The sequence below is a fragment of the Microbacterium sp. PRC9 genome (assembly GCF_031844125.1).
Taxonomy (GTDB): domain Bacteria; phylum Actinomycetota; class Actinomycetes; order Actinomycetales; family Microbacteriaceae; genus Microbacterium.
The window spans coordinates 110528-123942 of the sequence record NZ_JAUZUR010000004.1 but is presented as its reverse complement, the minus strand read 5'-3'; the positions used below and the strand labels follow the sequence as shown (position 1 = coordinate 123942).

Annotated in this window: 10 protein-coding genes and 1 pseudogene; 6 read left to right on the top strand and 5 right to left on the bottom strand. The window is 69.1% G+C overall.

The window, feature by feature from the left end; all coding sequences use genetic code 11:
* Positions 1-115: 115 nt before the first annotated feature.
* Positions 116-1417 carry a recombinase family protein gene (locus Q9R33_RS09825; RefSeq protein ID WP_311293831.1) on the bottom strand — a complete coding sequence of 434 codons (1302 nt, stop codon included), beginning with the start codon at positions 1415-1417 and terminating at the stop codon, positions 116-118.
* A gap of 47 nt (positions 1418-1464) precedes the next feature.
* Between Q9R33_RS09825 and Q9R33_RS09820 the strand changes: the two are divergent.
* The 4 genes and pseudogenes from Q9R33_RS09820 to Q9R33_RS09805 form a co-directional block, all read left to right on the top strand.
* A pseudogene (locus Q9R33_RS09820) lies at positions 1465-1926 on the top strand (PQQ-dependent sugar dehydrogenase); the annotation flags it as partial.
* 41 nt (positions 1927-1967) lie between these two features.
* On the top strand, positions 1968-3065 hold the full coding sequence (locus Q9R33_RS09815) for a putative zinc-binding metallopeptidase (RefSeq protein WP_082496957.1): 1098 nt from the start codon (positions 1968-1970) through the stop codon (positions 3063-3065).
* On the top strand, positions 3062-4738 hold the full coding sequence (locus tag Q9R33_RS09810; protein ID WP_311293626.1) for an acyl-CoA dehydrogenase family protein: 1677 nt from the start codon (positions 3062-3064) through the stop codon (positions 4736-4738). The genes Q9R33_RS09815 and Q9R33_RS09810 overlap by 4 nt, the downstream gene beginning before the upstream one ends.
* 26 nt (positions 4739-4764) lie before the next feature.
* Positions 4765-5970: a glycoside hydrolase family 3 N-terminal domain-containing protein gene (locus Q9R33_RS09805; protein ID WP_311293625.1), complete on the top strand. Its 1206-nt coding sequence runs from the start codon at positions 4765-4767 to the stop codon at positions 5968-5970.
* Position 5971: 1 nt separating this feature from the next.
* On the opposite strand, the gene Q9R33_RS09800 is transcribed toward Q9R33_RS09805, so the two are convergent.
* From Q9R33_RS09800 to Q9R33_RS09785, 4 genes are read right to left on the bottom strand one after another with little or no spacing between them, the layout of a single operon-like run.
* Positions 5972-6844, bottom strand: coding sequence for a 3-methyladenine DNA glycosylase (locus Q9R33_RS09800; protein ID WP_311293624.1), 873 nt, complete (start codon positions 6842-6844; stop codon positions 5972-5974).
* 45 nt (positions 6845-6889) lie between these two features.
* Positions 6890-7603, bottom strand: a complete 714-nt coding sequence (locus Q9R33_RS09795; protein WP_311293623.1) for an SOS response-associated peptidase — start codon at positions 7601-7603, stop codon at positions 6890-6892.
* A 47-nt stretch (positions 7604-7650) separates the two neighbouring features.
* Positions 7651-8706, bottom strand: a complete 1056-nt coding sequence (locus tag Q9R33_RS09790) for a phosphatase domain-containing protein (RefSeq protein WP_311293622.1) — start codon at positions 8704-8706, stop codon at positions 7651-7653.
* A 4-nt stretch (positions 8707-8710) separates the two neighbouring features.
* Positions 8711-9388, bottom strand: coding sequence for a DedA family protein (locus Q9R33_RS09785; RefSeq protein ID WP_311293621.1), 678 nt, complete (start codon positions 9386-9388; stop codon positions 8711-8713).
* A gap of 42 nt (positions 9389-9430) precedes the next feature.
* On the opposite strand from Q9R33_RS09785, the gene Q9R33_RS09780 reads away from it, so the two are divergent.
* Positions 9431-10747 (top strand): anthranilate synthase component I family protein, encoded by a 1317-nt coding sequence (locus Q9R33_RS09780; protein WP_311293620.1) that lies wholly within the window; start codon positions 9431-9433, stop codon positions 10745-10747.
* A gap of 61 nt (positions 10748-10808) precedes the next feature.
* Positions 10809-13409: a leucine--tRNA ligase gene (gene leuS, locus Q9R33_RS09775; RefSeq protein ID WP_396654085.1), complete on the top strand. Its 2601-nt coding sequence runs from the start codon at positions 10809-10811 to the stop codon at positions 13407-13409.
* Positions 13410-13415 lie beyond the last annotated feature (6 nt).

Sequence of the window (13415 nt, the reverse complement as noted above, 5' to 3'; positions counted from 1 at the left end):
CCTTACGGCTGTAACTGGCCACGAATCTGTCAGAATAGAAGTACGGGATACTGACAAGCCCATCAGATGCCCGCCTAGGTTGAGTTGTTCTTCCTCCCTAGGCGGGCATCTTCTATCACCCGATGGTGAATCTCTGGTCAGATGAGACCGGATACAGGGTGATGGTGAGAAGTCCTCTGACCAGTTCGCGCTTCTGCTCCAGCGGAAGGGCCTGGAACTCCACCAGAGCCACAGCGATACCGAAGGCAGTACTCATGTCCGTGGCACGGACGATAGACGCCACCAGACGCGCCTGAATGCTCTCAGCCAGTACTTGTGCCTTCCTGGCTTCTACGTCCCTCCTACGGGCGTACAGAGGCTCCAGGAATGGCTTCAGGTCTGCCATCCTCGCACCGTCAGCAATGCCGCTCATCAGGTCACTGATGTCAGCCTGGATGCCTTCAAGCTCCTGGTTCAGCTTGGCCAGGTTCTCTACCGATGGGTCAGCCTTTTCTTGAAAATCAGGTGCCATGACCTTCTGAACCAGAGCCGTCTCAATGGCCTGGTCCAACTTGTTCTTCTGGATGGAGGCACAGCCACGCGCAAAAGTGCAGATGTAGTACCCGTTCTTGGCACGGAGCTTGGCTCCACAGTGGCAGTAGGCCAGCCCACTAGCGAGGTTGGCAACCTGGTTGCCCTTCTTAGGCTTCCGGGTCTCGTCTCCCAGGATGGCCTGTACCTGGTCAAAGAGTTCTTGAGACACCAGGCGTTCAACCTCAGGTGCCGCTTCCGTCCACTCACCCTTGTAGTTGACCCAGCCACAGTAAGAGCGATTCATGAGAGCACGACGGAGGTTGATACGGCTCTGGTTGTAGTCCTCAGCTACCCGAAGGACAGACTCACCAGCGGCGATGCGCAAGAAGGCTTCCTTGACCTTCGGAGCCTCCACAGGGTCCAGAGCGAGGTTGCCAGCCAGGTAGCCCCACCTAGGCTTACCGGCCACAGGAAGACCGTTACGGAAGCTCTGGCGGTTCTTGGCCTCAATCCTGCTGGCCTTGTCCTCACCTTCCTTGGTGGAGAAGGCAACCACCACACGTGCCATAGCGCGGCCATCAGAAGTGGACAGGTCCAGGGTGCCGCCAGTCACGCTGTAGACGTTGACGCCAAGCTCAATGACTCGCTCCAGGTCCTTAGTGACTCGGATAAGCCTGTCTTGATGCCAGACCAGGATGGCCTCAGGCTTGGCCTTCAGGAGCGCCTCAAAGCCTGGACGGGTCTTACCCTTCGTGGCGCTGATGTCGTTGTCAGCGTGCACTGTCCGGATGGTGAGGCCGTGGGATGCCGCGTACTGGTGGCACTCATGCTCCTGGCGGTCCAGGGCCACACCCAGTCCGTCCTTGTCCTCTGAGAGTCGGAGGTACACATCTACTACGCTCATCGCTTCCACTTCCTATGTATACGGAGGAGCGGACGTGCCGTAAAACGTCCTTCCGACATCGCAACGTCCAGGGGATCGCCTGGACGGCGGACGGCACGATGTGGGCCAGCGAGTTCGGTCAGAACACCTGGGACGAGCTCAATCGCATCGAACCCGGCGCGAATTACGGCTGGCCGGCCGTCGAGGGCATCTCCGACCGGGAGGGCTTCACCGATCCGGTGGCGCAATGGCCGACGAGCGATGCGAGTCCCAGCGGGATCGCCGCCCGCGGCGACACGGTCTTCATGGCGGGGCTCCGCGGCGAGCGACTCTGGCAGATCGACACGGATGCCGGCAAGATGCGCGGCGAGCCCGTCGGCGCCCTGGTGGGCGAGTACGGGCGACTGCGCGACGTGGTCGCGCCGACAGACGGGTCGCTGTGGCTCCTGACCAACAACACCGATGGTCGTGGCTCGCCGCGACCCGGCGACGATCTGCTCCTGCGGGTGGAGCTCGTCGAGGCGCCGTGACGCGTGCGTCCGCGCGCACCCCGGCACGCTACGGTGAGAGCGTGACCTCGCAGCCCCGCTGTCCGCATTGTCGCCACTTCGTCTACCTGGACACCCTGCAGTGTCCGAACTGCGAAGCCGAGATCGGCTACCACATCCCGACACGCGAGTTCTTCGGGCTCCGTCACGGCCAGGCCGTCATCGACGGCGAGACCTGGTACACCTGCTCGAACCGCGAATGGGCGTGCAACTGGCTGGTGTGGGAGAACGCGCCCGCCGGCCGCTGCTTCTCCTGCCGGCTCACGCGCCGCCGTCCGGCGGCGGACGACACCGTCGCGCTCGAGAAGCTCGCGAAGACCGAGGAGGCGAAGCGCCGGCTCCTCCTGCAGCTCGCCGATCTCGGCCTGCCGATCGTCGGGTGGGACGTCGAGAAGGGCGGGCTCGGGTTCGACCTGATCTCCAGCCTCTCCGACGGCAAGCCGGTCACGATCGGACACGCCAACGGCATCATCACGATCGACCTGGCCGAGAGCCTCGACGATCGCCGCGAGGCGCTGCGCGTGCGGCTCGGCGAGCCGTACCGCACGATCCTCGGCCATCTGCGGCACGAGGTCGGTCACTACTACCAGAACGTCCTCCTCACCGACGACGAGCTCTGGGCGCGGTGTCGCGAGCTCTTCGGCGACGAGCGCACGAGCTACCGCGACGCCCTGAAGCGCCACTACTCGTTCGGGGCGCCCTCCGACTGGCACGAGGCCTTCATCTCCGAGTACGCGACGATGCACCCGTGGGAGGATTTCGCCGAGACATTCGCCCACTACCTCCACATCACCGGCACCCTGCAGACGGCCGCGGTCATCGGCATCCATCTCGATGCGTCCGTGACGAACCTCCGCGACACGGATGTCGTCCCGCTCGAGTCGTACGAGAACGAGCCGATCCAGAGGCTGCTCACCGACTGGGAGTGGCTGTCGCAGGCGTTCAACCGCATCAACCGGTCGATGGGCTTCGGCGACCTGTATCCGTTCACGATCGTGACGCCGGTGCGGCACAAGCTCGCCTTCGTCCACGACATCGTGACGCGCGCGCCGCTCAGCCCGGGGGAGCAGTACACGCTCGCGATGGCGGGCGCCGGGGCGGGGGAGACGGAGACGTCATGACCTCGTTCGCGCGGGGGCAGCGGGTGATCGGTGCGGCGACGCACTACGTGGAGAACCAGCCGCCCTGGCGCGTCGACGTGGACGAATACGCACTGAACGCGCCCCTCGGCGCGGCGGTGCGCGCGTTCGGTGCCGAGTGGGCGGAGGACGGCCTCCGCGAAGCCGGCGCGCTCGTCGGCTCGGGACCCTTCCAGCGCGACGCGCATCTCGCGAACGTCCACACCCCGGCCGCCCACGCCCACGACCGGTGGGGCTTCCGCCTCGACGAGGTCGAGTACGACCCGTCGTACCACCGCGTGATCGCCGAGGCGGTCGCGCGTGGCGCGCACACCTCGGCATGGGCGCAACCGCGGCCGGGGGCGCACGTCGCCCGCGCGGCGATGTTCATGCTGTTCGCGCAGGTCGAGCCGGGTCACGCGTGCCCGGTGTCGATGACCCACGCCGCTGTCGCCTCGATCGAGGGATCACCGTGGGTCGCCGACGAGTGGCTCCCGCGACTGTACTCGCGCGAGTACGACCCCCGGCTCATCGTCGACGGGGGCAAGGCGAGCGCCCTCATCGGGATGGCGATGACCGAGAAGCAAGGCGGCTCCGACGTCCGCGCCGGCACCACTGTCGGCGAGTCGATGGGCGGACACGCCTACCAGCTCACAGGGCACAAGTGGTTCTGCTCCGCCCCGATGTCGGACGGCTTCCTGGTGCTCGCCCACACGCGCAGCGGAGGAGTCGAAGAGGGCCTCACGTGCGTCTTCGTGCCCCGCATCCTGCCGCATGGGATGCGCAACGCGTTCCGCATCCAGCGGCTCAAAGACAAGCTCGGCAACCGCTCGAACGCGTCGGCGGAAGTCGAGTTCGACGGGACCGTCGGGTTCTTGATCGGCGAGCCCGGCCGTGGAATCCGGGCGATCATCGAGATGGTCCAGCGCACGCGCCTCGACTGCGTGCTGGGCACCGCCGCGGGCATGCGGCAGTCGGTCGCCGAGGCCCTCTGGCACGCGCGCGGACGCGAGGCCTTCGGCGCTCTCCTGGTCGATCAGCCCGCCATGACCGGCGTGCTCGCGGACCTCGCCCTCGAGTACGAAGCCGCGATGCTCACCGGCCTGCGCCTCGCGCAGCTCTTCGAGGCCGAGGCATCCGATCGCGATATCGCGCTGCGCCGTCTCGCCACGCCGGTGTCGAAGTACTGGGTGTGCAAGCGCGGCCCTCACCATGCCTACGAAGCGCTCGAGTGCCTCGGCGGCAACGGCTACACCGAGAGCTTCCCGCTCGCCCGTCGGTACCGCGAACAGCCCGTCATGGCGATCTGGGAGGGATCGGGCAACGTCATCGCCCTCGACGTGCTGCGGGCGCTCACGCGCGACCGCGAGTCGGGCGAGGCCTTCGCCGACGAGCTCGCCGCCACAGCGGGCGCTTCGGCGGTCCTCGATCGGCACGTGGAACGCACCCTCGCCCTGCTGCGGCGTCTCGCGGCCGATCCGGATGAGGCGCCGTCACAGGCCCGCCGGCTCAGCGAGGACCTCGCGCTCGCCTTCCAGGCGTCCCTCATGCTGCGCCATGCACCGGGGCAGGACGCCGATACGTTCATCGCCGCCCGGCTGGGCGAGGAACGCGGCGCGCAGTATGGTGTGCTGCCTTCGGGGACGGATGCCGCGGCCATCGTCGCGCGCCACTGATCGCCGTCCGAGCTTAGGCTGTTCGGGTGACTGCGGCGCGACGTTCCCTCCTGCTCGCCGCGGTCGTCGCAGCCGCGGCGATCGTCTTCGCGTCGTGTGCCGCGACCCCCACCGCGAAGCCGTCGCCGACCTCGTCGCCCTCGGTCACGATGACCCCGACGCCCGATGCGACAGGTCTCTCGCCGGCCGAGCAGGCCGTCTCGTCGATGTCGCTGCGGGAGCGCGCGGCGAGCGTCGTGATGGGGCACATTCCGACGACGGATGCCGCAGCCCTGCGCTCGTACATGGAATCCACCGATGCCGGTGGCTTCCTGCTCATGGGCGCGAACATCCCCGCGGACGGGGCGGCGCTCGAGGCGATCACCGCATCGCTCACTGTCGACCCCGCGCACCCGCCGCTCATCGCCATCGACCAGGAGGGCGGCGACGTGTCACGGCTGCCGTGGGACGATCTTCCGTCACCGCTGGAGCTGCAGCAGGCCGATCCCGCCACGGTGGAGGCCGCGTACGCGGGGCGCTCGGCGCTGGTGCGCCAGGCGGGCATCCCGGTCAACTTCGGCATCGTGGCGGACGTCACGGCCGACCCCGACTCCTTCATCCATCGTCGCATCCTCGGCACGACACCCGACATCGCGGCCGCCCACGTGGCCGCCGCGGTGAACGGCGAGAAGGGGAAGGTCTTCTCCACGCTCAAGCATTTCCCCGGCCACGGCGCGGCACCCGGCGACTCCCACTCTTCGATCCCGTCGACCGCGATGCCGCTCGATCAGTGGCGCGCCACCGACGCCCTCCCGTTCCAGGCGGGAGTCGACGCCGGCGCCGAGCTTCTCATGTTCGGCCATCTCGCGTACACCGCCGTCGATCCGGCGCCCGCGAGCCTGTCGCCCGAATGGCACCGGATCGCGCGCGATGAACTGGGCTTCGAGGGCGTGACGATCACCGACGACCTGGGCATGCTGCAGAGCTCCGGCCTCCCCGAGTACGCCGACCCCGTGGCGAATGCCGTCAACGCCCTCGCGGCCGGCAACGACATGCTGCTGACGGTGGTCTCGTCGACGCCCGAGACGGCTCCGCAGATCGTCGACGGCATCGTCGCCGCGGTGGAGTCGGGCGCGGTCCCGGCCGAGCGTCTGGAGGAGGCGGCGACGCGCGTGATGGAGCTTCGGCTCGCCGTCGCCGAGGCCGCAGGCGGAGAACTGCCGTGCACCACGTGCACGGATCCGGTCGAGTGAGTCAGGCGCCCGCGATCTCGATGAGTCGGGCCCGGAGGAGCTGTCCGCGCTCGGCGAAGCCGCGCTGCGCGCGGACATAAGCCGCCTTGCCCTCCGCGGTCTCGATCGGGACGGGGGCGTAGCCCCAGTCCGCGAGATCGTACGGCGACGCCCGCATGTCGAGGACGCGGATGTCGCGGGCGAGCTCGAACGCGTCGAGCATCACCTCGCCTGGCACGAGAGGACCGAGCTTGACCGCCCACTTGTACAGGTCCATGCCGGCATGGAGGCAGCCGGGTTGCTCGAGCGCGGACTGGGTCTCGCGCGTGGGTACGTTGCGGTTGCGCGGAACGGCGGCGGGCGTGAAGAACCGGAATGCGTCGAAGTGCGTGCACCGGAGATCGTGAGCCTCGACCACCGCGTCGGTCGCGTCCTGCCCCAGTCGGAGCGGAACGGGATGCCGGTGCTCCGGCTGCCGGTACACCATGGCCCACTCGTGCAGACCGAAGCACCCGAAGCCGGGAGTGCGGCCGGCCGTGGCCCGGAGGATCCGCCCCACGTTCGCCACGAGCGCGCCCCGCTCGGCGCGGAAACCTTCACCGTCGACGGCGAGAGCGCCGGGCACGGTGCCGGGCCGGTACCAGCGCCATTCGGCGCGGGCGTCGGAGGCGGCATCCGCCAACTCGATGCCCTCACCGGGATGCCAGCGGTGCAGGACGGCGGGCTTGTACGAGTAGTAGGTGAAGAGGAAGTCCTCGACAGGGTGCTTCTCACCGCGCGCGGCCCGGACGCGGTGCGCGGCCGTGAGTGCTCGCGCGCGCTCGTCGTGCGCCGCCTCGCGCTCGCGCCACACGCCGCCGGCGAGCACCGGGGTTTCAGGGGGCGCGATCGTCACCGTTCGAGGATACGCGGGCGCGCCCCGGTGAGCGCTGGGCGCGGGTCAGGCCTCGACGGGCTCGATGAGTTCAGGGGAATTGTTGCGGACGTTGCCGACGTCCTTCGACACCTCGTGGTCGTCGAGGGTGTCGGCGAGGGCGGGAGCCGCGTCGATCGCCGCGTCGAGCACATCGCGCACGTTGTCGGTGGTCGGGTCGAGCCAGGCATCGGCATGGTCGGGGTCGAGGAAGAGCGGCATGCGGTCGTGGATCGAGCCGAGGTGGCCGATCGCGTCGCGGGTGAGGATCGTGAAGCTCAGGAGCCAGCGCTCGGGGTCGTCGTCGCCCTTGGTCTTGTCGCGCCACCACTCGTACAGCCCGGCGAGGAACAGCGGCTCGCCGTCGGCGGGATGGATGTAGTGGGGGATCTTGGTGCCGTCGACGTTCTTCCACTCGTAGTAGCCCGACACGGGCACCACCGCGCGGCGCTTCTCGAGAGCGCTGCGGAACATGGGCTTGTCTTCGAGTTCCTCCGCCCGGGCGTTGAACGCCCGCGCACCGATCTTGGTGTCTTTCGCCCACGAAGGGATCAGTCCCCAGCGGGCGGCCTCGAGCCGGCGGGTCGGCGGCTCGGTCTTCGCCGAGTCGAGCACGATCGCGGCGCTGGCGGTGGGGGCCACGTTGAAGGACGGAGCCGGGAGATCGTCACCCTCGACGTCGACGCGCAGCACCCCGACGAGATCGGAGCCGGCGCTGGCCACTACGAAGCGTCCGCACATGGCGCCAGCCTACGCGGGGCCACCGACATCGGTGCAGTGGGGACCGGTCAGCCCTCGAGCGCGCCGGCGGCACCGAGCACGCCGACATCCTCCAGCCGCTCGAGCAGGCCGGCGCCGTCGCTGTCGCTCACCCACGGCACCTCGGCGGCCGCGTGGTCGTTGACGGCGGTGCGGCCGCCGGCGAGGACCGCCTCCGCGGGGGAGAGGCGGCGGATGGCGACGGCCACGACCCGTGACGGGTGCTCGTCGGTGAAGGTCGTGTAGATCGCGTCGTCGTGCTGGCCGTCGTCGCCGATGAGGAGCCACCGCATGTGGGGGAACTCCTCGGCGAGGCGGCGGAGGTTGGAGAGCTTGTGCGCCTTGCCGCTGCGGAACCAGCGGTCGTGGGTGGGACCCCAGTCGGTGAGCAGCAGTGCACCCGGCGGGAAGACGTGGCGGCTGAGGAACCGTATGAGGGTGGGCGCGATGTTCCACGCACCGGTCGAGAGGTAGATGAGCGGGGCGCCGGGGTTCTCTCGCACGACACGCTCCATCAGCACCGCCATGCCGGGGACCGGCTGGCGGGCGTGCTCGTTCACCACGAACGAGTTCCACGCCGCGAGGAGCGGGCGGGGGATGGCCGTGACCATGACGGTGTCGTCGACGTCCGACACGATGCCGAACTTCACATCCGGCGCGACGATGTACGCCCGTGTCTCGACCGGCGTTCCGCCTTCCACCGACACCGTGAAGGTCTGCCAGCCGGGCTCGAGGTCCGCCGGGAGCCTGGTGTCGATCACACCGCCCCGATCGGCGACGACATCGTGGTCGACGCCCGCGATCGTCACCGTGACCTGCGCGTACCCGATGGGGACGGCCGCGAAGCTGCGCCAGCCGCGCACTCCGGCGTACTCGCCGGTGGTCGTCTGCTTCGCCGGCGGGACGATCATCACGCGGCCGAGGACGCGCACCCAACCGGGGCCTCCGTAGCCGGGGAAGGGCGTGACGGTGGGCGTCTGGCCCCGACGGCGCGCGCGCCGCTCGCGCCATGAGTGGAACCGGTACTCCAGGCGTGCGAGCCACAGGACCTTCGCGCGCACATGCTGAGGATCGGTGTGGGGCACCCCTTCAGTCTTTCACGTCCGCCACGGGGGACTCGTCCGTGCCGTCGTGCTCGAGGTGCTTGCGCTCAGCCCGCTCGATGACCTTCTTGCTGACGAAGACGAGCACCAGGAACAGCACGATGACGCCCACGAAGATATAGCCCGCGTAGTGGAGCTGGTCCGCGAGCTCACGGTACGTGCCCGCGGCGACGGCCGCGACCGAGATGTAGAGCGTCGACCAGATCACGCACGCCGGGATCGTCCATGCGAGGAACCGCCGATACGGGTAGCCGCTCATCCCTACGGTGAGCGGCACGAGCGAGTGCAGCACCGGCAGGAAGCGCGAGATGAAGATCGCGGGCCCGCCGCGACGTCGCAGGTATCTCTCCGAGCGCGCCCAGTTCTCCTCGCCGATGCGGCGTCCGAGCTTCGAGTGCTGGATGCGCGGGCCGAGGTAGCGTCCGAGCCAGAAGCCGATGCTCTCGCCGATGAGGGCGCCGATGACCACCGCGATCCCGAGGATCACGCCCTCCAGCACGGACGAGACGGCGGTTCCGGCGACGATCACCACAGTGTCGCCGGGAACCACGAGCCCGATCAGCACGCTGGTCTCGAGCATGATCGCGAATCCGGCGAGGAGCGTCCTGACGATCGGGTCGACGCTCTGCACGGCGTCGAGCAGCCACGTCAGGAACTCGTTCACGCCACGAGCCTAGAGCTCTGCGCATCCCTCTAACCTGGGAAGATGACGGAGCCCCTCGCCGCCGCGGACGTCGAGCACTGGGTGGATCCGGCATCCGTCTTCAGCGCCGTCTTCGCGGACGAGCCGCACTCCTTCTGGCTCGATGCCGGACCCGACGCGCGTGAGGGATGGAGCTGGATGGGCGCGGGGTCTCCGGACGACCCGGCGCAGGTGAAGGCGACGACCTGCACGGCCGTCACTGCTGCCCATGACGAGAGCCCGTTGCGCGGCGGCTGGGTGGGCTGGACCGGCTACGACGACGCAGCGGCGCGCGCGGGCGCGCCTGCGTCCCGCGAGGCGGACGGAGTCCCGCAGGACCTGTGGCTGCGGGTGGAACGTCTCGTCGCATTCGACCACGCGCGTCAGAGCGTCCGCGTGTACGGCTCCGCGACAGACGTCGATGAGCTCGCCACTGCAGTCACCGCGGTGACCGGCGAGCCCGTCCTGCCCTCACCCGCCGGCCGCGACACCGTCGCCCGCGCCCGCCACCGCCCCGACGAGTACGCCGCCCTCATCGAACGCTGTCGCGACGCGATCCGCGAGGGCGACGCGTACCAGCTGTGCCTGACGACGCGCTTCGAGGTCGAGGCATCCGTCGATCCCGTCGCGGTCTACGCCCGCCTCCGGGCGGCCACGCCCGCGCACCACGGGGGATTCATCCGCTCGGGCGACACCGCTCTGCTCAGCGCGAGCCCGGAGCAGTTCCTCCACGTCGAGGGTGCACCCGACGGCAGTGCGGTCGTGCACACGCGGCCGATCAAGGGCACCCGGCCGCGCGGCGCGGACGCCGGGGAGGACGCCGCGCTGGCCGCGGAACTGCGCGCGAGCGAGAAGGAGTGCGCCGAGAACGTCATGATCGTCGACCTCATGCGCAACGACCTCTCGCGCGTCTGCGTTGACGGCACCGTGGGCGTCGACGCGCTTCTCGAGGTCGAGTCGTACCCCGCGGTGCACCAGCTCGTGAGCACCGTGTCGGGCACGCTCGCGACCGGCGCGACCCTCGACGATCTGCTGGCGGCGACATTCCCGGCGGGCTCGATGACGGGGGCGCCGAAGCTGTCTGCGATGACCATCCTGCACGGCCTGGAGGGTGCCCCGCGCGGTGTGTTCTCGGGCTGCTTCGGCTGGATCGGCGACGACGGCGCGCTCGATCTCGCGATGGTGATCCGCTCGATCGTCGTCAGGCCCGACCGCGCGTACGTGGGTGCCGGCGGCGGCATCACGTGGCGATCGGATGCCGCGGCCGAGGTCGCCGAGGTCGGGATCAAGGCGCGCGGGCCGCTTGCCGCGCTGGGCGCCGCATTGCCGCCGGGCTGGTGAACCGCCCGTTCCGCTAACCTGGAAGACGCGCTTCGCGCGCTGCGCGCGCTTTCCGGCTTCCATGATTGGCACTTTCCACGTGAGTCAGACCGAAACCCCCGACACCTCTGCGCCCACAGAGGGCTATGACGCCTACTCGATCCAGCAGAAGTGGCAGGCGCGCTGGGCCGAGGCCGACCCGTTCCGCGCCGGCGGCGCCGACGACACGCGCCCCCGCAAGTACGTGCTCGGCATGTTCCCGTACCCCTCCGGCGACCTCCACATGGGCCACGCCGAGAGCTACGCCTACGTCGACATCGTCGCGCGGTTCTGGCGTCACCGCGGCTACAACGTCCTCAACCCGATCGGGTGGGACTCGTTCGGCCTGCCCGCCGAGAATGCGGCGATCCAGCGCGGGGCCGACCCGCGCGAGTGGACCTACGCGAACATCGAGCAGCACAAGAAGAGCTTCCGCGAGTACGGCTCGTCGTACGACTGGAGCCGCATCCTCCACACGAGCGACCCCGAGTACTACCACTGGAACCAGTGGCTGTTCCAGCGCCTCTACGAGCGCGGCCTGGCCTACCGCAAGGAGAGCCCGGTCAACTGGTGCCCCAACGACCAGACCGTGCTCGCCAACGAGCAGGTCGTCGACGGCCACTGCGAGCGCTGCGGCGCCGAGGTGATCAAGAAGAAGCTCACACAGTGGTACTTCAAGATCACCGAGTACGCCGACCGGCTGCTCGACGACCTCAACCAGCTCGAGGGCTTCTGGCCGCAGAAGGTCATCCGCATGCAGCGGAACTGGATCGGCCGCTCGGTGGGTGCCGACATCGACTTCGAGATCGAAGGCCGCGCCGAGAAGGTCACCGTCTTCTCGACCCGACCCGATACTCTCCACGGCGCGACCTTCATGGTCGTCGCCCCCGACAGCGACCTGGCAGCCGAGCTCGCCGCCGGCTCGTCGGCCGACGTGCGCATGCGCTTCCAGGACTACCTCGAGAGCGTGCAGCGCGAGACCGAGATCGAGCGCCAGAGCACCGATCGCCCGAAGACCGGCGTGTTCCTGGACCGCTTCGCCGTCAACCCCGTCAACGGGGAGCGCCTGCCCATCTGGGCCGCGGACTACGTGCTGGCCGACTACGGCCACGGCGCCGTCATGGCCGTGCCCGCACACGACCAGCGCGACCTCGACTTCGCGCGGGCGTTCGATCTGCCCGTCAAGGTCGTCGTCGACACCACGGCGCCGATCACGGGCGCGATCCCGGTCATCGAGCTGGACGAGGAGGGTGTGCCGATCGATCCGGGCCCCCTCGAGACGCTGTCCGAGCTCGACCCCGCGACGACCGGCATCGCGCTGACCGGCGAGGGACGCCTCATCAACTCGGGCTCGCTGGACGGACTCTCCAAGCGCAACGCCATCGCGCGCATCATCGAGCAGCTCGAGGCCGGCGGTACCGGGCGCGCCGCGAAGTCGTACCGCCTGCGCGACTGGCTCATCTCGCGCCAGCGGTTCTGGGGCACGCCGATCCCGATGATCCACACCGAGGACGGCCGTATCGTGCCCGTCCCCGAGGACCAGCTGCCGCTGCGCCTGCCCGAAGCGCACGGACTCGACCTCGCCCCCAAGGGCACGTCGCCTCTCGGCGGCGCGACGGAGTGGATGAGAGCGACGGACCCCGAGACGGGCAAGCCGGCGCTGCGCGACCCCGACACGATGGACACGTTCGTGGACAGCTCGTGGTACTTCCTCCGCTTCCTGGCGCCGAAGGACCCGAACGAGGCGTTCCCGTCGCGCGAGGCGGACCGCTGGGCCCCCGTCGACTCGTACATCGGCGGCGTCGAGCACGCGATCCTGCACCTGCTCTACGCGCGGTTCATCACCAAGGTCCTCTTCGACATGGGGCTCATCGATTTCACCGAGCCCTTCTCGAGCCTCATCAACCAGGGCATGGTGCTCCTCGACGGCTCGAAGATGTCGAAGTCGAAGGGCAACCTGGTCGAGTTCGCGTCGAGCATGGTCGATCCCGGCGCCGACGCGGTGCGCACCGCGATCGCGTTCGCCGGACCTGTCGAGGACGACATCAACTGGGAGGACGTGTCGACCACGGGTGCCCAGAAGTTCCTCGCCCGCGCCTGGCGAGTCGCCTCGGACGTCACGAGCGATCCCGACGTGGTGTGGGCCGAGGGCGACGTCTCGCTGCGGCGTGTGACCCACCGCCTCCTCGCGGACGCTCCGGGGCTCGTCGAGCAGACCAAGTTCAACGTCGTCGTGGCGCGCCTCATGGAGCTGGTGAACACGACGCGCAAGACCATCGACACCGGCGCCGGGCCCGCCGACCCCGCCGTCCGCGAGGCCGCTGAGGCCACGGCGATGATCCTCGACCTGTTCGCTCCGCACCTGGCGGAGGAGATGTGGGAGATCCTCGGGTACGACCGGTTCGTCGGCCTGGTGCCGTGGCGCACCGCCGACCCGACCCTCCTCGTCGAGGAGAGCGTCACCGCGGTCGTGCAGGTCGACGGCAAGGTGCGCGGCACCCTCCGGGTGCCCGCCCGCATCGACGCCGCAGAGCTCGAGCGACTCGCCCGGGCCGATGAGAAGGTCGTGCGCTCGCTCGCAGGACGGGAGATCACCCGGGTGGTCGTCCGCCCGCCGAAGGTCGTGAGCTTCAGCACGCACTGAGCCTCC

Bases quoted from the DNA above. Each gene is read 5' to 3' on its own strand.
- Q9R33_RS09810 (WP_311293626.1), top strand. From the start codon at position 3,062: ATGACCTCGTTCGCGCGGGGGCAGCGGGTGATCGGTGCGGCGACGCAC.
- leuS (WP_396654085.1), top strand. From the start codon at position 10,809: ATGATTGGCACTTTCCACGTGAGTCAGACCGAAACCCCCGACACCTCT.
- Q9R33_RS09780 (WP_311293620.1), top strand. From the start codon at position 9,431: ATGACGGAGCCCCTCGCCGCCGCGGACGTCGAGCACTGGGTGGATCCG.
- Q9R33_RS09825 (WP_311293831.1), bottom strand. From the start codon at position 1,417: ATGAGCGTAGTAGATGTGTACCTCCGACTCTCAGAGGACAAGGACGGA.
- Q9R33_RS09795 (WP_311293623.1), bottom strand. From the start codon at position 7,603: ATGTGCGGACGCTTCGTAGTGGCCAGCGCCGGCTCCGATCTCGTCGGG.